At 38.9% G+C, this 25,141-nt stretch carries 22 protein-coding genes, 1 pseudogene and 2 riboswitches; of the genes and pseudogenes, 14 read left to right on the forward strand and 9 right to left on the reverse strand.

The genetic code is table 11. From position 1 onward, the window contains the following. Window positions 1-1,295: pseudogene (locus BCU68_RS05665) on the reverse strand (hypothetical protein); the annotation flags it as partial. Between the two features lie 411 nt (window positions 1,296-1,706). Here BCU68_RS05665 and BCU68_RS05670 point away from each other — a divergent pair. From BCU68_RS05670 to BCU68_RS05680, 3 genes are all read left to right on the forward strand, one after another. Then, window positions 1,707-3,014 (forward strand): TolC family outer membrane protein, encoded by a 1,308-nt coding sequence (locus BCU68_RS05670; protein WP_102563828.1) that lies wholly within the window; start codon window positions 1,707-1,709, stop codon window positions 3,012-3,014. 1 nt (window position 3,015) lies between these two features. After that, on the forward strand, window positions 3,016-3,633 hold the full coding sequence (locus BCU68_RS05675) for an OmpA family protein (protein WP_102563829.1): 618 nt from the start codon (window positions 3,016-3,018) through the stop codon (window positions 3,631-3,633). A gap of 123 nt (window positions 3,634-3,756) precedes the next feature. Next, window positions 3,757-4,107, forward strand: a complete 351-nt coding sequence (locus BCU68_RS05680) for a DUF2750 domain-containing protein (protein WP_102563830.1) — start codon at window positions 3,757-3,759, stop codon at window positions 4,105-4,107. An 87-nt stretch (window positions 4,108-4,194) separates the two neighbouring features. Here BCU68_RS05680 and queC read toward each other — a convergent pair whose 3' ends face one another. Next, window positions 4,195-4,881, reverse strand: coding sequence for a 7-cyano-7-deazaguanine synthase QueC (queC, locus tag BCU68_RS05685; protein WP_102563831.1), 687 nt, complete (start codon window positions 4,879-4,881; stop codon window positions 4,195-4,197). A gap of 135 nt (window positions 4,882-5,016) precedes the next feature. Between queC and BCU68_RS05690 the strand changes: the two genes are divergently transcribed. Then, on the forward strand, window positions 5,017-5,826 hold the full coding sequence (locus BCU68_RS05690; protein ID WP_102563832.1) for a Cof-type HAD-IIB family hydrolase: 810 nt from the start codon (window positions 5,017-5,019) through the stop codon (window positions 5,824-5,826). A 69-nt stretch (window positions 5,827-5,895) separates the two neighbouring features. Here BCU68_RS05690 and BCU68_RS05695 read toward each other — a convergent pair whose 3' ends face one another. Both BCU68_RS05695 and BCU68_RS05700 read right to left on the reverse strand, forming a co-directional pair. Then, window positions 5,896-7,341 (reverse strand): NUDIX domain-containing protein, encoded by a 1,446-nt coding sequence (locus BCU68_RS05695; protein WP_157935166.1) that lies wholly within the window; start codon window positions 7,339-7,341, stop codon window positions 5,896-5,898. A gap of 11 nt (window positions 7,342-7,352) precedes the next feature. Next, window positions 7,353-7,850: a GNAT family N-acetyltransferase gene (locus tag BCU68_RS05700; protein WP_102563834.1), complete on the reverse strand. Its 498-nt coding sequence runs from the start codon at window positions 7,848-7,850 to the stop codon at window positions 7,353-7,355. 423 nt (window positions 7,851-8,273) lie between these two features. Between BCU68_RS05700 and BCU68_RS05705 the strand changes: the two genes are divergently transcribed. The 5 genes from BCU68_RS05705 (at window position 8,274) to BCU68_RS05725 (ending at window position 13,377) form a co-directional block, all read left to right on the forward strand. Then, a complete protein-coding gene (locus BCU68_RS05705) occupies window positions 8,274-8,501 on the forward strand; it encodes a hypothetical protein (RefSeq protein WP_102563835.1) in 228 nt (75 codons plus the stop codon). Between the two features lie 182 nt (window positions 8,502-8,683). After that, on the forward strand, window positions 8,684-10,096 hold the full coding sequence (locus BCU68_RS05710) for a TolC family protein (RefSeq protein WP_102563836.1): 1,413 nt from the start codon (window positions 8,684-8,686) through the stop codon (window positions 10,094-10,096). Next, window positions 10,093-11,088, forward strand: coding sequence for an efflux RND transporter periplasmic adaptor subunit (locus tag BCU68_RS05715; RefSeq protein ID WP_102563837.1), 996 nt, complete (start codon window positions 10,093-10,095; stop codon window positions 11,086-11,088). Before BCU68_RS05710 ends, BCU68_RS05715 begins: the two co-directional genes overlap by 4 nt. 25 nt (window positions 11,089-11,113) lie before the next feature. Beyond that, window positions 11,114-12,247 (forward strand): ABC transporter permease, encoded by a 1,134-nt coding sequence (locus BCU68_RS05720; protein WP_102563860.1) that lies wholly within the window; start codon window positions 11,114-11,116, stop codon window positions 12,245-12,247. Next, complete coding sequence (locus BCU68_RS05725; protein WP_102563838.1) at window positions 12,244-13,377, forward strand: ABC transporter permease; 1,134 nt, start codon at window positions 12,244-12,246, stop codon at window positions 13,375-13,377. The genes BCU68_RS05720 and BCU68_RS05725 overlap by 4 nt, the downstream gene beginning before the upstream one ends. A gap of 101 nt (window positions 13,378-13,478) precedes the next feature. Here BCU68_RS05725 and BCU68_RS05730 read toward each other — a convergent pair whose 3' ends face one another. Next, on the reverse strand, window positions 13,479-14,216 hold the full coding sequence (locus BCU68_RS05730; RefSeq protein WP_102563839.1) for a chromosome partitioning protein ParA: 738 nt from the start codon (window positions 14,214-14,216) through the stop codon (window positions 13,479-13,481). Between the two features lie 420 nt (window positions 14,217-14,636). On the opposite strand from BCU68_RS05730, the gene BCU68_RS05735 reads away from it, so the two are divergent. Beyond that, window positions 14,637-15,845 (forward strand): DEAD/DEAH box helicase, encoded by a 1,209-nt coding sequence (locus tag BCU68_RS05735; protein WP_102563840.1) that lies wholly within the window; start codon window positions 14,637-14,639, stop codon window positions 15,843-15,845. 244 nt (window positions 15,846-16,089) lie between these two features. Then, a riboswitch (glycine riboswitch) is annotated at window positions 16,090-16,170 on the forward strand. Between the two features lie 2 nt (window positions 16,171-16,172). Next, window positions 16,173-16,266, forward strand: a riboswitch (glycine riboswitch). Window positions 16,267-16,452: 186 nt separating this feature from the next. Further along, complete coding sequence (locus BCU68_RS05740; RefSeq protein ID WP_102563841.1) at window positions 16,453-17,817, forward strand: sodium:alanine symporter family protein; 1,365 nt, start codon at window positions 16,453-16,455, stop codon at window positions 17,815-17,817. 96 nt (window positions 17,818-17,913) lie between these two features. On the opposite strand, the gene BCU68_RS05745 is transcribed toward BCU68_RS05740, so the two are convergent. Continuing rightward, window positions 17,914-18,942, reverse strand: coding sequence for a succinylglutamate desuccinylase (locus BCU68_RS05745; protein ID WP_102563842.1), 1,029 nt, complete (start codon window positions 18,940-18,942; stop codon window positions 17,914-17,916). 286 nt (window positions 18,943-19,228) lie between these two features. On the opposite strand from BCU68_RS05745, the gene BCU68_RS05750 reads away from it, so the two are divergent. Continuing rightward, the gene (locus BCU68_RS05750) at window positions 19,229-21,511 is read left to right on the forward strand and encodes a glycoside hydrolase family 9 protein (protein WP_198591690.1); all 2,283 of its coding nucleotides are present in this window, start codon (window positions 19,229-19,231) and stop codon (window positions 21,509-21,511) included. 91 nt (window positions 21,512-21,602) lie between these two features. Here BCU68_RS05750 and nagK read toward each other — a convergent pair whose 3' ends face one another. Both nagK and BCU68_RS05760 read right to left on the reverse strand, forming a co-directional pair. Then, complete coding sequence (gene nagK, locus BCU68_RS05755; RefSeq protein ID WP_102563843.1) at window positions 21,603-22,511, reverse strand: N-acetylglucosamine kinase; 909 nt, start codon at window positions 22,509-22,511, stop codon at window positions 21,603-21,605. A 158-nt stretch (window positions 22,512-22,669) separates the two neighbouring features. After that, the gene (locus BCU68_RS05760) at window positions 22,670-23,410 is read right to left on the reverse strand and encodes a tRNA-uridine aminocarboxypropyltransferase (RefSeq protein ID WP_102563844.1); all 741 of its coding nucleotides are present in this window, start codon (window positions 23,408-23,410) and stop codon (window positions 22,670-22,672) included. Window positions 23,411-23,486: 76 nt separating this feature from the next. Here BCU68_RS05760 and BCU68_RS05765 point away from each other — a divergent pair, with 76 nt between their 5' ends. Both BCU68_RS05765 and BCU68_RS05770 read left to right on the forward strand, forming a co-directional pair. Continuing rightward, window positions 23,487-24,287 (forward strand): sterol desaturase family protein, encoded by an 801-nt coding sequence (locus tag BCU68_RS05765; RefSeq protein WP_102563845.1) that lies wholly within the window; start codon window positions 23,487-23,489, stop codon window positions 24,285-24,287. Continuing rightward, window positions 24,284-24,769, forward strand: coding sequence for an NlpC/P60 family protein (locus BCU68_RS05770; protein WP_102563846.1), 486 nt, complete (start codon window positions 24,284-24,286; stop codon window positions 24,767-24,769). Before BCU68_RS05765 ends, BCU68_RS05770 begins: the two co-directional genes overlap by 4 nt. A 23-nt stretch (window positions 24,770-24,792) precedes the next feature. Here the strand turns inward: BCU68_RS05770 and BCU68_RS05775 are convergent, their stop codons facing one another. Continuing rightward, window positions 24,793-25,137 (reverse strand): DUF3802 family protein, encoded by a 345-nt coding sequence (locus tag BCU68_RS05775; protein WP_102563847.1) that lies wholly within the window; start codon window positions 25,135-25,137, stop codon window positions 24,793-24,795. Between the last annotated feature and the right edge of the window lie 4 nt (window positions 25,138-25,141).

Consider the following 25,141-nt stretch of genomic DNA (forward strand, 5'->3'; position numbering starts at 1 on the left):
TCACCGTCCGTATCAGGCACGATATTTACCACAACATCGGCTTCGGTTGGGCTACTCAGGCTAACCGTAAACTCGGCATCGTCACCTTCATTAACAATAACAGGATCACTAATCGATAAGGTGGGTTTATCGTTATCGGGGTTATCACCAGGGCCGTTGCCGCCATCAGTGATGGTCGCCTCACCGGTGACGCCCGTCTCACCGTTGGTGGTAATGCCACCACTTTCAGTAACCACAAGACCAAAGGTTTCATCGCCTTCGTAGACGTCATCCTGTATCGTCTCAACATAAACATTTATTGTTGTAATACCAGCAGGAATAACGACATTGCCTTGGTCATCAACGACTAAAAATATCTCCTCACCTAAATCATCAAAATAACTAGCAGTGATTACTCCTACATCATCAACTTCTGATGTAAAACCTCCAGAGTGGTCGATAGCTAAATTAAGAGTAATATCTTCTGTTGCTTCATTAGATAAGCTTACATAAAACTGAGCGGTTTGACCTTCATTTACAATGCCTTCAGATTCAATGGAAAGCTCCGGGCTTAAAATGTACCTTGCATCATCGCTACCTTCATCTGACTCATTACCTGCCTTATCGATAATAGTCGCAACAACTTCAACAACATCATCGGGCGCTGGAACTGGGTACTCAAAAGGGACGCCATTGTCTAAGTGTTCTTGAGTTATTGTGGTATTTGGTTGGTCTGAAACAACCAACGTGTCGCCAACCTCAGCAGAGTCTGGCAACTCAACAACAACATTAACTAAACCATCTAATTCATTGCTTGTTATTACACCATCATTATTTAAATCTTCGACTATTGTTACCGTTGGTGCAGCTGGAGCTTGCTCATCAAGTATTTCTAATATCGTCAGTATTTGTGTTTTAGATAAACCTAAACTTTCAAACCCTTTTGTCACGAAATCTGTCGAAGCTAGCTTCTCAGTACCGTCTCGTTCAACGGCTCCAGTCACTGTTAGACTTGAGCCTTGTGATTCGCCTGCAGCAGGTGCATCTTCAGTATTAGCCGTTGGATCATTGCCTTGCTCTATTGCTGCAAATATATCAGCTACATCATCTGTTATATCAATAGCCTGATTATCACCTGCGATAAAAGAAACTCTTGTCTCTTCATCAAATGACTTTCCTGTGGGAGCATTAAAGATAACATCACCAGGTTGTAATTGTTCCCCTGGGTTGACAACTTTTACGTTACCAGTAGAGTCAATGACAATTATTTGCCCTGCAGTAAGCGCTATTTCAGCCATTAAAGTACTAATATTCATATAAGTTCTACCTCAAAATTCTCTAACCAACCACACCATCACAGTAGCGTCAAAATAATGTCAGATGCAGATTAACTGTTTATAGTATACACAATAACGAAGCACAACAACAATAATGCAATCATTCCCACCCAAAACAGCAATAAAAGGAACACTTTGATTACAAATAATGCTATACATTTAACTAGTGATTATTTTGCTATTGATTCAAAGGTAAGAATTGTTCTAAAAACATTCAATTAAGACTGACCTATTACAGATACCACCTATACTTATACATTAAGTTAATGTGTTTACAGAAATGATGACCTTACAAGCACTGTCAATTTAATGACTCTTTGAATATTGAATTTATCGCAAAAATCTAACCTTTACATATAGTTTAAAGTTAATTTTGAGAGGAGAATAATTTTGAATTGGAATCGATTGACAACAGTGAGTTGCTTGGTGATGCTTAGTCTACCAGCCTACAGTCAAACTTTAGAGCAAGCCGTTGCCATCACTCTAGCAACTAACCCTGAACTTAAGAGTGCTTTTAATGAGTACATGAGTAAGCGTTATGATCATGAAGCATCAAGTGGAGCTTATCGGCCAACGATTGATCTCGATGCAGGATTAGGTTATGAAGATGTTAATGATGCTGATGGGACTTCTGACCCAGATCTATTTCGTAAAGACGCAACGATTTCTTTAAGCCAACTCATATGGGATGGCTCTGCGACCCTAAATGATATGGATAGAACAGCAGCAGATGCCGAATCTGTTCGTTATCAATTACTAGCTGATGCTCAAGATAAAGCCCTTGAAGTTACCAATGTGTATCTTGAATCAGTGAAAGCTTATGAAGTTTTGGCATTGTCTGAAAGCAACCTTGATGTTCACAAAGAGATTTATCGAGACATCAGAAGGCGTGTGGAATCTGGAATTGGCTCAACAGCGGATATGTCACAGGTTGAGGCTCGTGTAGCTAAAGCTCATGGTAATTTATTAGCTGCTCAAAATAACCTTTTCGATGTGCATACGCAATTTACACGACTTGTTGGGCAAACCCCTCAGGGTCTAATTTTCCCAAGAGCTGATCAAGTCGCTTTACCACTAACTGTTGAGCAAGCAATAGACACGGCTTTTATTGATCACCCTGTTATTAAAATTTCCAAGGCTGATGTTGACTCTGCCAAATTTCAATACCAACAGAGTAAAGGTAAAAACTACCCTACTATCTCATTTGAAGCTGCGCAAACTTGGCGTGATGATGCTGGAGGGGTCAAAGGTAGTAGCGATGAGTTATCCGCAATGATACGCATGCGCTATAACCTATATAATGGTGGTACTGATGCCGATCTATCAGAAAGTGCCGCATACCAACTCAATAAAGCCAAAGATCTTCGCGATCGCGCTTACCGTTCAGTGGAAGAAGGCTTAAAACTATCTTGGAGTGCATTAGACTTAACTGTACAACAAAAAGAGTTTTTATCTGATCACGTTGATGCTGCATCGGACACTGTTATTGCTTATGGCAAACAATACAAAATTGGTAAGCGTACTCTTCTTGATGTTCTAAATACTGAGAATGAGTTATTTCAAGCACGAAAAGATTATCTTGATGCTAAATATGCTGAGCAATACGCAAAATATAGGGTAATGAATGCAACAGGAAGTTTACTTCCTGCTTTAAGAGTTGATATTCCAGAAGAATGGAATCAAGAGGTGGAGTACTAATATGTTTAAAAATCTAATCCCTCTGTTTATTACCGTCAGTCTAGCTGCATGTTCACATATAGATAACAAAGATGGTGAATATGAGTACATTGATACACCCGTTGCTAATCAGCAAGATGATTTACAAGATGATGACCGTGACGGTGTTATTAATGCTCGTGATTTATGTCCTGGTACTCCATCAACAGCTGAACTTGACAATGACGGTTGTGGAGAATATGTAAAATCCTCAGAAAAAATGCAATTGCATATCTTATTTGCTAATGATTCAACAGTCATAAACCAAGCATTTACTGATCAAATACGTCAAATGTCTGAGTTTTTAAAAGCGTATCCAACAACGTCTATCGAATTACAAGGCTATGCTAGTAAAACTGGCCCTTCAGATCATAACCTTTATCTATCAAAAGAACGTGCTGCGAACGTGAGCAATATGCTACTAAGCTATGGTATCGCTTCATCTAGAGTAAAAACCATCGGGTTTGGTGATACTCGACCTGGCGAAAAAGGAACCGATGAAATCAGCCATGCGCTAAACCGTAAAGTAGTCGCGACGGTGATAGGTTTCAGTGGAAAAGTCAAAGATGAGTGGACCATTTTCACGAAAATCAAAAAATAATACTTAGTTATTAATATAAAGCGTATAATTCTAACAATAATTATGCGCTTTTTTTTAAATTTTCGTGTGCAACTTTTCGTAAAATGATACTCTACCTAAGTCTAATCTATTGAGAAATATACCATGAGCAAATTAACTGCCGATATTCAAGCTAACTTAGAACTTTTCATTACAGACTCTGTTGCCAATAAATTGGTTTGGGGACTTCGCAATGAAGAAGGTTGGCTTGCATGTGATTCTACAGAATTTGAAAACAGCGAAGTAATGCCTTTTTGGTCATCAAAAGAAGACGCTATGACTCATAATGTTGAAGAGTGGGCTGATTTTGAAGTACTTGAGATCCCTCTTGATATTTTTGTTGAAGATTGGCTATTAACTCTTTCTGAGGATGGTGTTTTAGTCGGTATTAACTGGAACCAAAGCCTTGAAGGTAAAGAGCTAGAGCCAAGTGAACTAGCAAAACTATACCTATAATAAGCCGTTAAGTTCTCGTTATAGTAGTGCGCTTTAATTTATTTATTGCGCACTATATTTTATTCAGTATTTAACCAGAACCACTGCTTATTTCTGCTTTGCTTTTAAGTCTGCCATAATACTTTCTTTATCATTCAAATAATCAGCTAACCCTACCTTGCGTAATTCACAAGCAGGACAATCACCACAACCACTGCCAATAATGCCATTGTAACAAGTTAATGTTTGTTCCTTGACTAACTCTAATGCATTGTATTGATCAGCTAATGCCCATGTTTCTGCTTTATTTAACCACATTAATGGCGTTTCAATAGTAAATGTACGATCCATACCTTTTACCAAAGCACTATTCATTGTCTCAACAAAATCATTACGACAATCAGGGTAACCTGAGAAATCCGTTTCACAAACACCGGTAATCACGCTTTGTGCGCCAATTTGGTACGCATAAATACCAGCAAGAGTTAAAAACAATATATTTCTTCCTGGGACAAATGAGTTCGGTAAACCATTATCTTGTAACTCATGGGATACCGCAATATCATCTCTTGTTAGTGAACTAATGGCTAATTCATTTAAAAGACTAACATCCATAACCTTATGTGCTGTAACGCCTAATTTTTTGGCAAGCTTTTGTGCAACTTCAATTTCTAAACTATGACGCTGACCATAGTCAAAAGTAATCGCATGTACTTCATCATACTCCTGTAAAGCTTTAACTAAACATGTTGTTGAATCCTGTCCACCACTAAAGACCACTACTGCTTTTTTCATTTTAAGCCCTGCACTATAAAGTTTATTACTATTCCAAAAATGCTATCAATTATACGTTGATTGATTTAAATCACTAGTAACTGTCATGAAGTTTAAATATGCTTAAAGTTAACTTTTATTCTTTTTAGGTAAATCATGTACAAACTCATTGCACTGGATATGGACGGTACCCTTCTTACTAGTCAAAAAAACATCTCTGCACCAACCAAAGAAGCGATTAAAAAAGCAAAGGAACTTGGTGTTACTGTTGTTTTAGCATCTGGTCGACCACTAGAAGGCATGCAAAGCAAACTGGATGAGCTCAATATTAACACGGACCAAGACTTCGTACTTTACTACAATGGCTCAATGGTTAAGAACGTCGCGACTGATGAGATCATTCACTCAAAGATCACTGATGGTAAAGCAGCAAAAAAAATAGCACAACTCGCTGATAAACTCGATGTCAATGTACATGCTTTTAGTCAAGTACATGGCTTAATTACACCTAAAAATAGTGAATACACAGAGTTAGAGGCAAAAATTAACGGGCTTACTATCAAAGAATTTGACTTTTCAACGCTTGAAGATGACCACCCTATTATCAAAACGATGATCGTAGCAAAGCCTGAACGCTTAACTCAGGCACTTTCGTCGATACCAGCTGAGTTTTATCAACAATTTACAATAGTACAAAGTGCTCCATTCTTTTTAGAGTTCCTTAACACTGAAAGTAATAAAGGTGTTGGTATTAAAGCGATCGCAGAGCATTTAGGTATAAAGCAAGAAGAAGTGATATGTGTTGGTGATGCCGAGAATGACCATCATATGTTGAAATACGCTGGATTAAGCATTGCTATGGATAATGCAACAGCAGAAACAAAAGCTATCGCTGATCATATCACCACCAGCAATGATGACCATGGTGTAGCAAGAGCAATAGAACAATTTATCTTAACTGTATAATACCTGTTTTTAGCGAATTACTCCCTATTCCCGGCTAAGCGACTAGGGAGTGATTCGTTCTATAGAGTTCTACTTACTTTTTCTAAACGGTATAAAGAATAGCATCATAGCAATCAGCAACGCAGGGTATCTTGCTACTTCAATCATTGCCGAGTAATAACTACTATAGCTATACGTTAAATGTAATTTATCTAAGCTACTAAAAACAATAATCAACAGTAAACCAATAAAAGCGGATTTAAACGAAAGCTTTCGTTCACCAGACAACCATTTTTTCGGGATAAATAAGCGTAAGGTTAACAATGCACAAACTGCAAACAATTGAGCAAAAACAACCTGCCAGAATATACAAAATAATGCGAGCGTAATAGCTGATAGTGCAAGCCATGTCGATTTAGCAGAGATCAAAATATCAACATCAAGCGATTTTTTATTTTCTAAACGTTGCAGATGCCAAACCACTAAGTAGCCTATAACTCCCCCGACTATGCCATCACTAAGAAAAGCCATACCAGCATAATACTGAGCGATAAGGATCCATACAATAATGAAACCACTCACCATATGATACTTGCGATAGTACCTAGGATATATTGCTTGCTTGAAAACCATAATACTACTAACCCAAAGACCTAATGCAAGGTTAGGGAAACTAAAACCGACATCATTAAATGATTGAAGCTGCGGTATATAAGCGTAAGGTGGTGCATAACTGAAACCTTGCCTTGCCACTAAAATAAGCAAAGTTGTCGTTATAAGAGTAAATATAAAGCGATTAAAGACGGCTTTTTTTGCACATGAAAGTAAGACTGGTAACAGTAAAACCAATGCCCATGGCTGAACTAATACGTCACCCTGTAACAAGGATTGTTCGAAAAAAGGCGCCAATGATTCCAACTGCAACTTAAGCCATAATAACCCATTAAGCTCATGTTGATGAATAATAGGAGCCGCTAACTTTAAATCATCGACATAGACGCTAGCTTGATTTGTTGCGCCTAAATACAGTGCTGTAATACCTTGCCACTGCTCAGGAAAGCGATACTGCTCAGAAGTCATTTTATCTGGAGAGATAAGCATTGCAGAGTTTGTTTCAATACCATAATGAGGGGCAAACCAAACCGGTAAAACCGAACCACCCGCTGGATTCTCAAATTGGAAAGCGACAATTTCTGAATCAGATTGGCAATCATAAATTACCGCGGTATCTGTGTACCCTAACTTTTTCACAGCGGTAACAACTAGCCCAGCTTCTTCCCACGCCTCTCGCTCTGCAGCACGAAAAGGTTCTTCACCAGCATCAATAAGACCGCCAGGTAATGACAGCCTTTTTGTCACCTTTTCATTTACTAACAATAGCTTATCATCAGCACGAATTAGACATAAAGCACCATTAACCTCCTTACTGATAGCAAGAGAATTGGCATAGCTTGTGATAGGTACTAGAATCGCTAAAAAACTAAGAAATATCGATAATACACCTGCTTTATTTTCAAAAGAGAAACAACTTTCCACTGAATACATCCTTATGATTTTAATTGCTTTCGTAACCAGTGGATATGATTGTTAAAGCCCATTTTATTATAAAAAGACTGTGCTGGACTATTGAACTCCCAAACCTCAACAAATACCTGCTTTACACCATATAACATAAAGGTCGTTTCTATTTTATCAAATAAAGATTTTGCAATATCCGCATGTCGGTATTCAGGTACGATATACAACTCATCAATGCTTCCCATAAATACCGGCTTACTCACTGAAGAAATTAGTTCACAAAAATGACCCGTTATAAACCCTATGATAACTTGGTTACTTTTAGCGACATAAACCAAACACTCTGGATCATCTAAATATCGAGCTATACTTTTTTCCTCTTGCACCTCTTCCGCTGTTTTAAAATGCTCGGGTTCAGCTAGATGATGGTGGTGATGCAAATCAAACATAAGTTCGTTTAGCTTTTCTAAATCTTCATAGTTTGCTGAAACAACTTCGATATTGGATTGCGGAACTAACGCATTCATAATACAAAAACTCAATCGGATAGAATTACAAAGTAGCTTAACATGCGACTCAACTCTAAAGGGACTGATAATGAGAAAAAATTTAGCTGTCCAAATAAGCAGTGTTAACTCAGCCTAACAACGACATAACTGCCACTATCGATAGCTAAAACTGGAATTAACAATCAGTTTACACGCATAAAAATTTCCAAATAGACAATATGAATCCATGAGCATTCGTAATCATGATCAATATCAAGTTAATTTCATACTTTTTTTAGATTTAGCACCTAAAAGTTGGGTATAATAACCACAGATAGATTAATAAATAAACAAACTGTAATTTTAATACCACAATATAAGACATACAAAAAAGTGACTATTTATGCAGTTTAATTTTTCTCATTTAATATTTCTAATAACATTGTCAGAAGGATATGTACAATGAAACGCGATTACTTTGGCATTTGTATTACAAGAGCAATGCTGCTTGAAAATATAAAATCGACTTTTACTCACGTTAGGGCTTACGAAAAAAACACTCTTGAACCTCTTGATCTAAAAGTGCTACTTGCTTTCCCCCAGATGTCAGGACATGAGCTGCTTAATACTATGCAGGGATCGCATCAGTTAATTTGGCGTGCATCTCACCATTGCCCATCATTCAGTTAGCCCGCACTCAATTTACTTTTCTTAGTTAAAGGACGCACTTTTTTTATGCGTTCTTTGTCTATTTTCCCTTCTAATTCTATCTAATATGGTCTAATTATCCGCATTGTCTTAAACTAAATATTAATTTCTTATATTTTCTGATACATTAGAGTTAATACTCTATTTTTTGGTTTAGGGATTTTATGAAGATTAATTCTCGCCTACTAATGCTAGCACTTCTCAGCGCTTCTGCTTCTGTGCCGTCTATGGCTGCGCCTATTTCCTTTCAAAATGCATGGGAAATTTTACAGCAAAACAACAACTCGCTGGCAGCCCAACGTTCCAATGTTGACCGTTATCAGCACTTGCAAAGTGCAACGAAAAACCTAAATTTACCTTCCGTCACGCTCGGAGCAAAATACACCCACTTAGATAATGATGTGACTATTTCAGGTAAACAATTTTCAGATAGTCTAAGTGGCTTAGATCCAACTTTTGGTAGTTTACTTCCTTTACTTGACAATGTTACCTCGACCGTTACTGAGCAAGATATTTTCACTTCATCTATCCGTGCTATATGGCCGATTTTTACTGGTGGTCGCATCACTGCTGCGCAAAATGCTGCGCAAGGACAGTCTGAAGAAGCACGAAGCCAACTGGCGATGGAAGTACAAGCAAGATATGAAGATCTCAGTAAATACTATTTCTCTGTTCTATTGGCTCAAGATGTATTAAAGACTCGTCAAGCGGTCGAGAAAGGACTTCGTCATCATCGAGATTTTGCCTTAAAGCTGGAACAACAGGGTCAAATAGCACGAGTAGAAAGGTTACAAGCAGAAGCTTCGCTCGATAAAGCGAAGGTTGATCAAAGAAAAGCGCAGCGAGATCTAGATATTGCTCAACTGGCATTAACTGAAGTTCTTGGCGTACAAGAGACTGTAGAACCAAGTGGACAATTATTTACTAACACTTCGCTCCCTCCTCTCAATATCTTTATCGACCAAACTTTAAATACTTACCCAGGTTTAGGCATATTGGATGCGAAAGAGAAACAGGCTTCAAGCTTAATTGCTGCAGAGAAAGGCAAATATTACCCAGAAGTTTTCCTCTATGGTGATTATAGCCTGTATGAAGACGACTCTCTTGCCAGTCAAGTAAAACCGGACTGGCTTGTTGGTATCGGTGTTAATATCCCATTAATTGAAAATACTGGTCGCTCGCAACATGTCAAAGCCGCTCATAGTGCCGCATCTCAAGTCAAATATTTAAAAGCGCAAGCCAAGCAAGATCTCACCGTTTTAGTAAAGAAAACTTACTACGAAGCACAGCAAGCGATGGAAGAAACCAGTGGTCTTAATTCAAGCCTCAAGCTCGCTTATGAAAATTTAGATCTACGCCAGAAAGCATTTAATCAAGGTCTATCTACTTCCTTAGAGGTTGTTGATGCTCAACTTTATCTCGCTAGTATCGAAACTCAGCAATCTGTTGCTCGATTCCAATACCTGCTCTCTCTCAATAAATTATTAGCACTAAGTAGTGAACTGACTGCTTTCCCTCAATATAAAAATAATGCCATTACCAAAGACACAGCATTCATCAATAAGGATCCAGCATGAAATCTATCAAACCATTTATTTTCGCAAGTGTTGCTTTAGGTGTCATTGGCTGGGTCGGCTATAACTTTTATCAAGCTTACCAACCACAACCTATTCGTTTACAAGGTCAAATTGAAGCCAAGCAATATACTATTTCATCAAAAGTACCGGGACGAATTGATCAAATATTAGTAAGACAAGGAGATGACGTAGAGAAAGGTCAGTTAATTTTCACCCTATTAAGCCCTGAAATTGATGCCAAACTTGAACAAGCGATTGCCGGTCAAAAAGCAGCGGGAGCTCTTGCGCTCCAGGCAAATAATGGTGCTCGTGAACAACAAGTACAGGCATCTAAAGATCAATGGCATAAGGCCAAGGCCGCTGAAGAGCTAATGGAAAAAACCTACAATCGTATCAATAACTTGTATAAAGATGGTGTAATTGCTGAACAAAAAAGAGATGAAGCAAAAACACAATGGCAAGCGGCTAAATACACTGAAAGTGCTGCATTTCAAATGTACCAGCTTGCAAAAGAAGGTGCCCGCGATGAAACAAAAATTGCCGCGGCTGAAAAAGAACGCATGGCAGCAGGAGCCGTGGCTGAAGTTGAGGCATACGCTAAAGATACCAGCATCTACAGTTGGTTTGATGGTGAAGTATCCCAGGTTTTGTTAAATAGTGGAGAGTTGGCGCCGCAAGGTTTCCCTGTTGTCACTGTTATCGATACCCAAGATGCTTGGGCGGTATTAAATGTTCGCGAAGATCAACTTAGTGCTTTTTCTAAAGGACAAACCTTTGATGCTTACCTACCAGCACTACAAGAAACCTTATCTTTCTCGGTTTCACATATTGCAGCAATGGGCGATTTTGCCACATGGCGATCAACCGATGCTAGTCAAGGCTTTGATCTTAGAACCTTCGAAATAGAAGCTCGTCCTACTGATCCTTCCGTCGAGCTAAGAATGGGAATGAGCCTAGTGGTCGAATTACCCACTGAAACAACTACCTACTGAAACAAAGTAATAAGGAATAGCCGTGATCTCAACTCAATGGCAGATAATTAAGCAAGATAAATGGTTATTATCTTGCTTGACATGGATACCTATTGCTCTCGCATTACTGATTTGGGGGATTTTCTCACAAGGTATTGCTAGAGAGTTACCAATCGGTGTTGTCGATCTTCAACATAGCCAACTATCACGCTCTCTAATACGCCATTATGATGCATCATCGAGTTTATCGGTCGCGCAGCAGTTTGACGATGTTAGCCAGGCAAAAGAAGCAATGATAAGCCAGGACATTTATGGTTACCTCGTTATACCCCGTAATTTTGATAAGGGTATCTACCAAGCACTGCCACCACAGGTTTCGCTCTTTTTTAATAGCCAATTTATTCTTGTTGGTCGAATTATTAACGGTGCAGCGCTGCAAGCTCAGGGAACATTTAATGCTCAACTTGGTGTCGCTAAAGGGCTCGTACATGGTGATACCACGTTAAAACAAGCACTAGGTAAAGCTGTCACTGTTCGAACCCAAATAACGCCTCTGTTTAACTCCAATACGAGTTATGAACAATTTCTAGTCTCATCGATTGTGCCTGCTTTGTGGCAAATTATGATCGTGGTATGCACAATCCTGATATTAACAGCCAATCATAGAACTTACGGATTGCATAAATGGCTAGAGCATGGTGTTTTAACCTCAATTTGGAGAACGTTATCCAGTTATATTGTGCTATTTATGCTCTTTGGTGTGGCTTTTTTAAGTTGGTTTTATCTGGGTTTTAAATGGGTCTTTGCCGGTCACTGGGGAGTCTTACTGTTTGCCCAATTACTGACCGTCATCGCTTGTATGATTATGGGAGCGTTTTTCTTTTTTATGACACTAGATCCTGCAAGAGCAATGAGTTTTGCTGGTGCTTTTACTGCCCCAAGCTTTGCATTCATGGGGATAACGTTTCCCACATCCGATATGAATATGTTGGCGCAAATGTGGCGAAGTTTGTTACCTATCAGCCACTATATTGAAGCTCAAGTGAACCAAGTCAGTTACGGGACTTCGACGGTTGATTCGCTTGTGCAATTAGTGCCTATGACCGCTTATCTCATTCCGTTAGTATTGGTGCTCTTATTTGCACGTAAGCATTTAAATCAGCAAGGAGACGAAAAATGACTTTTTTTGCTTTAGTGTTGCGTGAAATAAAAAGTATGTTTACCAATCCGGTGGTTTCTTTAACCGTTTTTGGTGGTGTGATTTTTTATTCATTCCTTTACCCTTTACCTTATAGTAATCAAACGGTTCAAGAACTACCTATCTCTGTTGTCAATTTAGATAAAAGCCAAGCAAGCTTTCAATTAGAACGAATGGTTGATGCGACAGCGCAAGTTAAAGTGGTACAAAGGGACCACACTATAAATGCGGCAAAAACGTCCCTACTGAATCAAGATGTCAGTGGCATATTGGTCATTCCAGAGCATTTTTATAAAGATTTGTTACTTGGTAAAAGCCCAACACTTGCCTACGCCGGTGACGCTTCTTACTTCTTAATCTATGGTGCGGTTGTTGAAGGGTTAGGCCAAGCTGGAGGCACATTAGCCGCACAAGTTAAAGTGAGCCAATTGATGATGGATGGCACACCACTCTCATTAGCTAGCCAACAATTTACGCCTGTTGAACTTAACGCCAAACCGACATTTAACCCGCGAATGGGCTATATAGATTACGTTGTTCCTGCTGTGTTTGTTCTCATCTTACAGCAGACCTTAGCAATGGCTGCTGGGTTAATCGGTGGAACACAAAAAACAGAAAGTGGCTATTGGCTAGGTATCTCGCCTATTAAGCTCATAAGTGCTCGGGTATTGGCATTAACACTAGTTTATTATCTGTTGGCATTGTATTACTTTGGAGCAAGTTTTGAGATGTATGGGATAAGTCGATTAGCCGCAATGTCATCATTGGCGCTACTCTTACTGCCCTTTTTATTATCCACCAGTTTTATTGGTATATTACTTGGCGCTATTCTTCCAAGAAGAGAGCTAGTCACGTTAGTCGTATTAATTAGTTCAATGCCTTTGATTTTTTTAGCTGGGTTTATCTGGCCAGTTGAATCAATCCCTGCCGGACTGGTCTGGTTGTCTCAACTATTTCCAAGCACACCGGCAATACAAGCCTTTCTATCGATGAACCAAATGGGGGCAGAGTTACATCATATAAGCGAACAATATACGCTGATGTGGCTGCAAACCTTGCTATGGGGCTTTATTGCTCTGCACTACTTCATTAAGAGTCATCGTAGCCAGTAAGCATAAAAAAGCCCCCAATAATTGGTGTCCAACTATTGGGGGTCAGTTCAAATTGCTTTAGGGCTTTTAACTCATCCAAATTTTAGTTTATTCAATGACACTTAATTAATACCTAACTCATCGGTTAAGCGTTTGATTTGTTTTAAGTCCATCAAATGTATCGATATCAGTTGTTCAATCTGACTGAGTCTTGAATTTGCCTCATCCTGCTTATCACAAGAATCTGATTTAGAATCCCATGATGTGCCTTCTAAATAGACATCACACTCTTTTCTCAGTGTATTCAGCTTTGGCAACAATGACTGTTTTTCTTGCTCAAGCTTCTCAAGATCTTTTTGAATACTGGCTTCACGCAAAAATAGCTCTTTTGAACGATCGAACATACTCGCTTGGATATCCGCTTGGCGCGTGAGTTTATCATTGTTCTCTGTTGTCTTAACCAATTCAGATTGTTGGCTCTTTAATTGCTCTTCTAAAGATAAGTTAATCTTCTCTAACTCTCTTGTCATGGATTGCACTTTCGCTAATTCAGTCTTGTGCTTCTCAGACTGCTCTTCCAGTGCCAGCATAATTTGTTCTTGTTGTTGAGAGTCAATGTCTGCTGCTCGTTTTTCAATATCACTCACCAATTGAGATTGGCTCGCTTGTTGCTGATGGTATTGATCCTCTAAGATCTGATAGCGAGCTTCCCATTGCTTTTGAGTTGCCAATGAACCAATTAAACCACCCAATGCTAAGCCAAGAATGGCAGCAACGATTATGTAAAATAGGCTATTTTTATCTCTTTCTTCGATAACAACAACATTATCTTGTTCTTCTAAACCAGGTTGCTGAACCACAAAGTTACTCCATTAAAGTTTAAGGCTAATCACCGAATTAATTCAGTAATCATTACAAATGCAATATACGATATAAAACCAATGCTCATGCTTAAGATGACACTTTTTTGAACGTTTTCATTCAATCTATAGCGAAATAAAACAAAAGCGAGAGCCATCAGAAATGCAATAGCGATCAATCGAGTCATAAAATACTCCTTATTATCTTCTATTCTATACTATTTACCCATGCAAAAGCTTCACAACCTTGTGAGTTTTATGTGTATTATACGTAAATGAGTCAATTATCGATTAAAACTTCGCTTTTTATTACTAGATCAATAACTACCTCACATTATTCTCTTCATGCTAAACTATAAACTTATTATTAACGTGCATTATACGCCGTTATTGTGTCTCTATTATTGACTGAGAGTTAATATGTCATTCTCGAAACTTGGGTTATGTGACCCAATCCTAAAAGCCATTTCTGATGTTGGCTACCAAAGCCCTACCCCTATTCAAGATAAAGCAATACCTGCAATTTTGACGGGGAAAAATGTCATTGCAGCAGCCCAAACGGGAACAGGTAAGACCGCAAGCTTTGTTCTACCAATTTTAGAAATGCTGAATGACGGCTACAAAGTTAGACCAAAGCGAATCAGTGCTTTAATTCTGACACCAACACGTGAACTTGCGATTCAAATTGAAGATAATATTAAGCAATACAGCAAAAACTTAAGCATTAAGTCTTTAGCTATGTATGGTGGTGTCGACTATAAAGAGCAAAAGCAACGCCTGATTGAAGGTGTTGATATTTTAGTCTCAACCCCAGGTCGACTTTTAGATATGTACACTCAAAGAGCTGTGCATTTTGATGAGCTCGATATTCTTGTTTTAGATGAAGCTGACCGTATGCTAGATATGGGCTTTATCGAAGACATTAATAAAATTATTGAGCGTTTACCACCTAAGCGCCAAAACTTACTTTTTTCAGCAACCCTCTCTGATCAAGTACGTTTTTTAGCGAAAACGGCGGTTGAAAACCCGATTGAAATCTCTGTTATTAAAAATCAATCGGCAGCAACCACTATTGATCAATGGCTTGTTACGGTTGATAAAGATAAAAAGTCAGCGCTAATTAGTCACCTAATCAATGAGAATCAATGGGATCAAGCATTAATCTTTATTGAAACTAAGCATGGCGCTGCAAAACTGGTTTCGCAACTTGAAAAGCGCGGAATTAAAGCAGAAGCCTTCCATAGTGGTCGCAGTCAAGATGCACGAGCTAAGGTACTGGCCGACTTTAAATCGGGACAATTAAAAATATTAGTCGCGACCGGTATTGCTGCGCGTGGTATTGATATCGATAATTTGACTCGCGTGGTCAACTACGACTTACCTTACCCTGCTGAAGATTATATTCACCGAATTGGTCGTACTGGTCGTGCGGGAAGTTCCGGTGAAGCGATTTCGTTTGTATCGAAAGATGACTTTAAGAACCTATGCATGATCGAAAGCCGTTTAGGTCACTTAATTACACGTAAAGAAATTGAAGGTTTTGCCCCTAAAAAGCCAATTCCTCTTTCGATTTTAAACTACAAACCAAAGCATAAGAAAAATAGCAACACACCTCAAAAGAAACGCTAGCTTTTTGGTTAGCCTCGCCTCGTTATAAAATATGCTTGTCGATTTATAGAGCAGCTCAGATGGGCTGCTTTATCTATTTTCACCCCCAGCAAACGCCAACAATGCTGATTTTTTAAGCATATAATCTAAATTTATACAAAACTTACTCGATTTTTATAAAATTCATGTTAGAGTCGCATCAATAATAATGACCAGCATTATTATTTAACCTTTGCTCGTAGTAAAAATACGTGCATTTGTTCCGATGAAGACTGCAGGAGAGAGGTATACCTAGTATACCCGCCGAAGAATTAATTATTTCAGGCAAACGGACTGTTGTTGGAGGAACCTCTGGAGAGAATCGTTAATTCGGTCGCCGAAGGAGCAAGCTTTATACTCATCATGAGTAACAAAGTGAAACTCTCAGGCAAAAGGACAGAGGAGTGAAAATAACAGCCTTAATATTTCAACGGATATACGCATCTACAATGTATTCATTTTAGAGTCGTGACCAAGTAACTGTATTAAGTAGTTAGAAAGTTAACACTGCTTTTAACTGCCCTTTCACTCTTCTCCTTAAATTAATGTCGATATGTCATCGCGCATTTGTTTTTATTAAGGGGAAACCATGCTTAACCTACAATCAACACTACACTCAATCAGCCAATTTGTTTGGGGCTTACCACTTCTTACACTACTGGTCGGCACTGGTGTGTACTTCACATTTCGCTTAGGTCTATTACAATTTAGATACCTACCAACTGCGCTAAAATTATTATTCCAAAAAGATCAATCAGGCAAAGGTGATATTTCTAGCTTTGCAGCCCTTTGTACTGCCCTGTCAGCCACTATTGGTACTGGTAATATCGTTGGTGTTGCTACCGCTATAAAAATGGGTGGTCCTGGCGCGCTATTTTGGATGTGGTTAGCCGCCGTTTTTGGCATGGCAACTAAATATGCAGAATGTCTACTTGCTGTTAAATATCGTAAAGTGGACAGCAATGGCCAAATGGTTGGCGGTCCTATGTATTACTTGCAATATGGCGCTAACTCTAAAGTACTGGCGATTATATTCGCAGCTTGTGCCTTAAGCGTTGCTTGCTTTGGTATTGGTACTTTCCCTCAGGTCAATGCCATTATAGATGCTTCTCACCTTTCCTTTGGTGTTCCGCGTGAAATGACAGCGATCGTCCTAACTATTTTAGTGATGTTTGTTACCCTTGGCGGCATCAAATCGATTGCAAAAGTCGCAGGTAAAGTCGTGCCTTTCATGGCCGTATTTTATGTTTTAGCTTGTCTTACTGTGCTTATTACTAACATCGACCAACTCGGTAATGCTATAGAGTTAGTACTTGTATCAGCCTTTACACCAACGGCTGCAAGTGGTGGTTTCTTAGGTGCAAGTATCATGTTAGCAATCCAATCGGGTATTGCTCGTGGTGTTTTCTCCAATGAGTCCGGACTAGGTAGCGCACCAATTGCAGCAGCAGCCGCGAAAACTGACTCATGTGTAAAACAAGGTCTGATTTCTATGACAGGAACCTTTATCGATACCATTATTATTTGCACTATGACAGGTTTAACGCTCATTCTTACCGATGTTTGGCAAAGTGATCTTGCTGGTGCAGCAATGACAACACATGCATTTTCATTAGGTTTAAGCTCTGAAACTCTTGGCCCACTGATGGTATCAATTGGCTTGATGTTTTTTGCCTTTACGACAATTTTAGGCTGGAACTATTACGGAGAGCGCTGCGTAGTATATTTGTTTGGTACGAAAGCAGTATTGCCGTATAAAGTGATTTTTATTGGCCTGGTTGCTTCTGGTGCTTTCTTGCAGCTAGATATGATTTGGATTATAGCTGATATTGTTAATGGCTTAATGGCAATTCCAAACCTTATTGGTCTGATTTTGCTCCGCCATGTCGTGATTAGTGAGACAAAACTTTATTTTAATCAAATTAATACACCTAAATCAGCATTAGCCAAGTAATAACGTTCAATCAAAAGCCTCAGTGGCTATTCTTTTATAGCGTTTTAACCATAAAGAGATAGATAAACTGAGGCTTTTTTACATCATTTGATACTATCAATCATAAACTAACTGACCATTTTCATAACGAGTCTGTACTGCACACACCATTAGTGCAGCTCGCTGCCCAACGGCCACATAACGATTAGCAAATACAACCGCTTCATTCTCATTTTTGGCCATGATCAAACGCTCTCCATCATGCCCAAAGACTTGACCATGCTTAAATTCCGTAAAATTCTCTACATCATCTTTAAACATAAAGTCAAAATCTTCACTTGTCCGCACAATACTACGACTAACTCGGTACATAACCGTACTTTTTGGTAAGTGCTCAGGTTCGCTTTCAGCAATTAAATTACGCAAAGCTAAATCAAAACCAATCAGTTTATCTAAGTTGTTTTCACCTAACCTTGCGACCTGCCCCAACTCTATTGTTAAAGCTTGAGCGGCAAAATTCTCTGCTGAAAACCAGCTAAAGGTATTCGAGGGAGAGTTCGATAATAGAACAGCCTCTACATGAGCACTCTTAATAAAATCAAACAAATCCCGACTTCTTACGGCATGGCGCGATTTTGGGCTAACAGCAAAGGAGTAATGTTTTGATAATCGAATAGCGCAATGTAAATCTAGGTGCCAGCGTGTTGAAGGCTCTGTCCCTACATAAAAGTCATGCACTATATTCTTAAGTTTAGAGGCTAAGTTAACTTCTACACTCTCTTCTCTCGACTTATTATCAAATAAACGATTGAGATTTTCATCAATAAAACGTGTATGTTGATTGGTTGACTCTGGGTGAGCTATCAAAAAGAGACAACGAGCATTCACCGGTTGAAAACCTGACTCAATGTCTTTTATGCAACTATCAATCAACTCCATAGGTGCTGTTTCATCGCCATGAATACCACAAGAAATAATAATATTCTTATGTTTAGGTGAATAATGAGCAGGAATAACCTCAAGCACACCACGATGGTAAACTTTTAATTGAACGCCAGATGGCAAGGTACACTGTTTAAACGGCATGTCATGTTTAAAATCTAAACTATCAGATAGAAAAGATACACGAAATAAAGACTTCGTCATTCGTCACTCCTTAATTGCAACCGTTTATTTTAGTGAATTAGTCCACAAAAGAAAATGAGATTATCATGCATATTTATTTATTGTTTGATCAAATCACCTATTCACCCCTACCTAAGAATAGAACACTACGATGAAATAGGTTCACAGTGGATATTTATTAAGCTAACTCAATCACAAATTGATCTTTTCTTCTAATACAGCGTCACAACTATCAACCTCACGCATATTTTATACCTCTCTTCATTATTATCTTGGGGGTATCAATTTATCTAAGAGGTCACTATTAATGACAAAGTATTGGTTCGTTCCGCTTTCAATGATTCTTTCATGCCCCGCTATTGCGACTCAAGAGATGATTCGTAATGGTACCTTCGAAGGTAATATTGATGGTTGGTGGTCTGCTGGTGGAGAGGTCGCTATCGCTGACAATCAAGCCTGCATGAATATTTTAAATCCAGGTGAAAACTCCTGGAATATTATTTTGGGCCATGGCGGCATTGGTCTTGCTGAAGGCGAAGATTATGTCATCACTTTTGATGCTTATGCCAACGTAGAAACAGAAGTAAAAACGCTCATTCAACATCAAGGCGCACCTTACACGCATTATATTGCCGAACAGACTTCTATCGGCACGAAAAAGCAATCCTACCAATACAAGTTTACCCAAACCCTACCAAGTGATGCTAATACGGAATTTCAATTTCAAATGGGGGCACAAAAAGAAGCCAATATCTGTGTCAGCAACGTCTCACTGCAGGGGCAACCTTATATAGAGATTAAAGACGTTTCCAACGTTCGTGCTAATCAACTTGGCTTTTTGCCTTCAGCTGATAAATTCATTTTCGTCGCATCAGACTCTAAAGATCCTCTACGCTGGACAATGAGTAATGGTCAAGGCATCAATATTGATATGGGGCGAACAACACCAACAGGGCTGAATGCAGCTTCAGGTGAGCATTTACATCGTATCGACTTATCAAAAGTAACCGAAGAATTAACGGGGTTGACCGTTCAAGTTGAGAATGACAAAGCCTTCCCGTTTGATATCAATTCTAATATTTACAGCCAGTTAAAATATGATGCTTTATCCTATTTCTATCAGAACAGAAGCGGTATTGAGATCAAACCTGAGTTCGTTCAAGAGCCTAAGTTAGCTAGACCTGCGGGCCATGATAAAGATACGGTAACCTGCTTTGATAAAATTGATACTTGGGGTAATAAATGGCCAGGGTGTGATTTTAATGTTGATGTCACCGGTGGTTGGTATGATGCTGGAGATCATGGTAAATATACCGTTAACTCTGGTATTTCAACTTGGACACTGCTTAACTTATATGAACGAGGGCTTTGGCTTGATAATGCCCCTACTCCCTTCCCAGATGGCTCAGCAAAAATACCTGAAAGTGGCAATGGCGTAAATGACCTTATTTCTGAAGCTCGCTGGAACATTGAGTTTATGTTGGCGATGCAAATTCCTCAAGGAAAGCAAGTTTTCGCCCCAATGGGTGACCAATCAGCAAATAAAGATCTTATTCTAAGTAAAATTGACGCTTCTTATTTAGCATTCCATAAAGTGGCCGATGAAGCCTGGACAGGGTCGCCACTTGCTCCACATGAAGACACACAAAAACGCTATGTCGGTCAGCCAAGTACTGCAGCGACATTAAACCTTGCTGCTATTGCAGGTCAGTGCGCGCGTATTTGGCAAGATATTGATCCTAAATTTGCAAACCAATGTTTAGTTTCTGCTGAAAATGCATGGTTAGCTGCAAATGCACACCCTGAAATATTTGCTTATGATAACTTCACAGGTTCAGGTCCATATGATGATACTGATATGGCGGATGAATTTTACTGGGCGGCAGCGGAGTTATTTATTACAACGGGCAAACCTGAATACGCAGAGTATATCAAAGCATCCCCTTTATACTTAAATACTCCTGTTGGTGATATTGAATCGACTGGCGATATTTTCTGGCAATATACCGCCCCACTAGGCACGATTAGTCTCGCTGTCGTCCCGAATGAATTAGCCGATAAAGAAATAGAAAAGGCACGTATGGCAATTGTAAAAAGTGCCAGTGCTTTTAAAGATCAGATGGTAAACGAGGGCTATCACATCCCTTACTCTGTTGAAGAGTATCCTTGGGGATCAAATTCCAACTTATTGAATAGAGGGATATTTTTAACTTATGCTCATGACTTTACCAATGATATAAGCTACTTAAAAGCTGCGGCTAATGCTATGGATTACTTATTAGGTGCGAACCCAATGAACATCTCTTATATCACCGGTTACGGTACTAATTATGCTCAAAAACCTCATCATCGCTTCTGGGCTTTTGATGCTGATGAAAACTACCCTAAGCCAGCGCCTGGCGCATTAATTGGTGGTCCTAACTCGATAAGCTTTAGTGACCCAATTGCTGGATCGATGAAAGGACACTGCCAAGGACAAACTTGTTATACAGACCAAAAAGACGCCTGGACAATGAATGAAATCACCATCAACTGGAATGCCCCGTTAGTTTGGCTTGCGACGAGTTTAGATGAGGGGAAATTGAATTAATCTTCATTGTATTAACAAGCAATCCGTCTAATAAAAAGTCCGAGTATTAACTCGGACTTTTTTTATTTTGAAGCCTGTACTAAGCAGAGCATTATTTAATATTTAAAAAGGCAGCACCACGAACACCACCTGAATCACCATGTTTGGCTTTTATGATCGTTGGGCATTTCGCCACTGATAATAAATACTTCGGTATACGCTTTGGCATCTCTTGATAAATAAGATCAAAGTTAGATAAACCACCACCTAATGCTACGACATGGGGATCATTTGCGGTAAATATATTCGCAAAACAGATGGCCAGCAATTCCATAAAGCGCTCAACGTGCTCCACAGCCTGAGGTTCACCTTGTGCATGGGCTTTAATAATATCAATGGCCTTCATTTGCTCACCAAAGTAATGAGCATAGAGCAATTCAAAACCGCGACCTGATAAATAACTATCTAAGCACCCTTTTTTGCCGCAACCACACTCAAGTAATGGTGCATTCTCGCCTAAGTGGAACCAAGCATCGATTGGTAAGCGCATGTGACCAACTTCACCTGCAACATGGTTACGTCCAGAGAATACTTGACCTTGATAGGTAAAACCACCGCCAAAGCCTGTACCTAGAATTAGCCCCATAACAGAAGGCTGATCTTTTAATTCTTCGTCCCATGCTTCAGAAAGTGCAAAACAGTTCGCATCATTTTCAATTTTGACGCTACGCCCAATTTTTGCTTCTAAATCTGCACGCAGTGGCTTGCCTTTCGCTGCAGGAACATTAACCGTTAATACTGTTGCATCATCGGCATCTTCCATTCCAGGTAAACCAAGCCCAACTTTGCCTTCAACACCAAATTGAGTGTCGTATTTAGTGACAAGTTGCGCTATCGTTTCGATAAGCTTTGCGTAATCATCACCAGGGGTTGGAGTTCGCTCTGTTGCTACACGTTCTAATTTCTCATTAAACGCACCAAATTCAATTTTAGTGCCGCCGACATCAAAGCCGTAATACATGAATCTCTCCTTAAAACACCCAATACTAGATAATATGACATAATCAACTACTCTCTATTATCCATATCTCAGCCTATACAATCTGTGACTGACTGCAACATCTTCATAATTATTAGATAGTTGCAAGATTGTTATACTTGTCAAATTCACACTATTGATTACTTACTATTGGTAAACTCAAGCCATTTTTGTAAAAAAGGACGCGTTAAATCTGATTTGTAACGTGTTTTACTTAACATATAACTTTCTTTAAACACCTCAAACCACAAAGACAAGCTATCTGCCGCTTTGGTCTCATTAACTTCAGATAGAACTAAGCTCGCAACCTCTGCGGTTGAAAGGTGCTGTTCATTTTCTGATTTTCGCATTAAATATTGAGAGACAGAATCTGGACGAATAGAAAGTACTGGGCAAGCATGCAGATAATCTGAGCGGCGAAACATCTTACGAGCCTCTCGCCAACTTCCATCTAAAAAAATCAACAGCAGCTTTTTATTCAAATCTAATTGATGGGTAAATGTCTTCATATCATCAATAACTCTTGATCTATCATCAACATACTCTTCAGGAAAAATGACGACAGGCTGGTAACTTTCATTATTTAATAACGCCAGCATTTCTTCATCGGGTTCCGTTCTATTCCATTGATAAACGTAACTTTCTTTAACTACATCAACAATTAAATGCCCAGTATTACTCGGTTTTAATACTTCATTATCAGAAACAAGCAGCATCGTTGCCACTTGAGTTTCAATATTGGGTTGGAACTCACAAATACAGTTAGCCGTTGAAATTTGACAGTATTGGCAACGAACCACTTTCGCGCCGCGTGCATTGAAAGGCTTAGTTGAAATAGACAAACGGTGCTGATAAAGGCGATGAAAAGCATTAATTCGCATGAAAAGTTACTTACTGATAAAAATAGTGGTTACAATTGTACTGAGAGTCACCATAAATTCATAGAAGGAACTTATAATGCAAGACCCTTTCAGTCTGCGCTTGTTTTTTTTCATTACCATATTGCTTAGTTGTGCATGTTGGGAAATAAAGCGACCACGTAAAACGTTGACTCAAGCTAAAACATTTCGCTGGTTCAATAACCTCAGTTTAGTAACAGCTAATAGCTTACTACTCATTATTTTACCGATGAGTGCATTTGAAGTGGCATTACTGGTACAAAAACATGATGTGGGGATTCTGCACTGGTTAGGATTTGGCTCAGTAACTAATTTACTTATCTCTGTCATTCTCTTAGATTTGATCATTTACTCTCAGCACGTTCTTTTTCATCGCATTTCATGGCTATGGCGGTTACATAAGATGCATCATACTGATCAAGATATAGATGTTACTACAGGCGCTCGCTTTCACCCGATTGAAATATTTTTATCATTTAGCATTAAAATTGCCAGCATCGTTTTATTGGGCGTTTCACCATTAGCGGTTGTAGTTTTTGAAATTACGTTGAATGGCAGCGCTATGTTTAATCATAGTAATGCTCGTCTATCGACCAAACTCGATCACTGGATAAGACGACTCATCGTCACTCCAGATATGCACAGAGTCCATCATTCCATTATCAAAAAAGAAACTCATTCTAATTTTGGTTTCTGCCTTGCCATATGGGATAGAATTTTTTCAACCTATTGCGCACAGCCACAGCAAGGTCATGATGCCATGCTTATTGGTACACCTGAATTTCGACGCCCATCAGAACAGCGACTTGATAAAATGTTAACGCAACCTTTTAGAACATCACAAAGTAAAGATATATGACCTATAAATTTCTAATAATCAGTAGTATTCTCATGTTTTCTGGTTGCGCTAGTCCGCCTCCAGAGTCTAAAGTAAAACCAAAGCCACCAGCCTATACAGCACAGTCATCATTGGATTTAAAATTACAATTAATGACAGAGTATAAGAAATGGCATGGCACTCCCTATAAATTTGGTGGTAATAGCTTCAAAGGCGTTGATTGTTCTGCTTTTATTCAATCGGTTTTCCTTAATTCTCAGCAATTATTACTGCCAAGAACAACCGCACAACAGAGTAAGATTGGAACTAGAGTCAAGCATACCGATTTAAAAATTGGTGATTTGATTTTTTTTAAAACTTCGAAAAGCGCGAGACATGTTGGTATTTATCTAGGAAATAAACAGTTTATGCATGCTTCGAGTTCAAAAGGTGTGATTATTTCAAGGATTGACAACCCCTACTGGGCCTCAGTATTTTGGCAGTATCGTCGGATTTTAATCTAAAGTCATAACACTTCTAGAGACTATTAGTCATATTTAGCAACGGCAGTATCGAACAAGTTTTTAACTAAACTAACATACTCATCCAGAAACGTAACTTGCTCATTCGTTGCTTTCATTGACCAAACGCCAGCTAATACTTCATTAAGATCAGCAACGACAAGATCGGCTTCTTTAAGCAATTGGAAGCGCACACTGGCATGTAACTCAGGGTTTTGCTCAAATACTGCCATGATATTCGATGAGATCATATCGGTCACAATGTCCTCTATGCTTTCATCACCGGTATTACCTTGTTGGTTAGTAAATACATTCAAGTTAAATGCTAAGTGCTCAATTAAAGCAAGATACCCATCGGTTTGAATAACCATATAT

The organism is Vibrio sp. 10N.286.49.B3 (genome assembly GCF_002873395.1).
In the GTDB taxonomy this organism is placed as follows: Bacteria; Pseudomonadota; Gammaproteobacteria; order Enterobacterales; family Vibrionaceae; genus Vibrio.

Excerpts from the sequence above, each read along its gene's own strand:
- BCU68_RS05700 (WP_102563834.1), bottom strand. The coding sequence starts at position 7,850 with ATGAATGCGTTAGTTCCGCAATCCAATATCGAAGTTGTTTCAGCAAAC.
- BCU68_RS05765 (WP_102563845.1), top strand. The coding sequence starts at position 23,487 with ATGCAAGACCCTTTCAGTCTGCGCTTGTTTTTTTTCATTACCATATTG.
- BCU68_RS05715 (WP_102563837.1), top strand. The coding sequence starts at position 10,093 with ATGAAATCTATCAAACCATTTATTTTCGCAAGTGTTGCTTTAGGTGTC.
- BCU68_RS05675 (WP_102563829.1), top strand. The coding sequence starts at position 3,016 with ATGTTTAAAAATCTAATCCCTCTGTTTATTACCGTCAGTCTAGCTGCA.
- BCU68_RS05735 (WP_102563840.1), top strand. The coding sequence starts at position 14,637 with ATGTCATTCTCGAAACTTGGGTTATGTGACCCAATCCTAAAAGCCATT.
- queC (WP_102563831.1), bottom strand. The coding sequence starts at position 4,881 with ATGAAAAAAGCAGTAGTGGTCTTTAGTGGTGGACAGGATTCAACAACA.
- BCU68_RS05705 (WP_102563835.1), top strand. The coding sequence starts at position 8,274 with ATGAAACGCGATTACTTTGGCATTTGTATTACAAGAGCAATGCTGCTT.
- BCU68_RS05770 (WP_102563846.1), top strand. The coding sequence starts at position 24,284 with ATGACCTATAAATTTCTAATAATCAGTAGTATTCTCATGTTTTCTGGT.
- BCU68_RS05680 (WP_102563830.1), top strand. The coding sequence starts at position 3,757 with ATGAGCAAATTAACTGCCGATATTCAAGCTAACTTAGAACTTTTCATT.
- BCU68_RS05760 (WP_102563844.1), bottom strand. The coding sequence starts at position 23,410 with ATGCGAATTAATGCTTTTCATCGCCTTTATCAGCACCGTTTGTCTATT.
- BCU68_RS05710 (WP_102563836.1), top strand. The coding sequence starts at position 8,684 with ATGAAGATTAATTCTCGCCTACTAATGCTAGCACTTCTCAGCGCTTCT.
- BCU68_RS05725 (WP_102563838.1), top strand. The coding sequence starts at position 12,244 with ATGACTTTTTTTGCTTTAGTGTTGCGTGAAATAAAAAGTATGTTTACC.
- BCU68_RS05775 (WP_102563847.1), bottom strand. The coding sequence starts at position 25,137 with ATGGTTATTCAAACCGATGGGTATCTTGCTTTAATTGAGCACTTAGCA.
- nagK (WP_102563843.1), bottom strand. The coding sequence starts at position 22,511 with ATGTATTACGGCTTTGATGTCGGCGGCACTAAAATTGAATTTGGTGCG.
- BCU68_RS05740 (WP_102563841.1), top strand. The coding sequence starts at position 16,453 with ATGCTTAACCTACAATCAACACTACACTCAATCAGCCAATTTGTTTGG.
- BCU68_RS05745 (WP_102563842.1), bottom strand. The coding sequence starts at position 18,942 with ATGACGAAGTCTTTATTTCGTGTATCTTTTCTATCTGATAGTTTAGAT.
- BCU68_RS05750 (WP_198591690.1), top strand. The coding sequence starts at position 19,229 with ATGACAAAGTATTGGTTCGTTCCGCTTTCAATGATTCTTTCATGCCCC.
- BCU68_RS05690 (WP_102563832.1), top strand. The coding sequence starts at position 5,017 with ATGTACAAACTCATTGCACTGGATATGGACGGTACCCTTCTTACTAGT.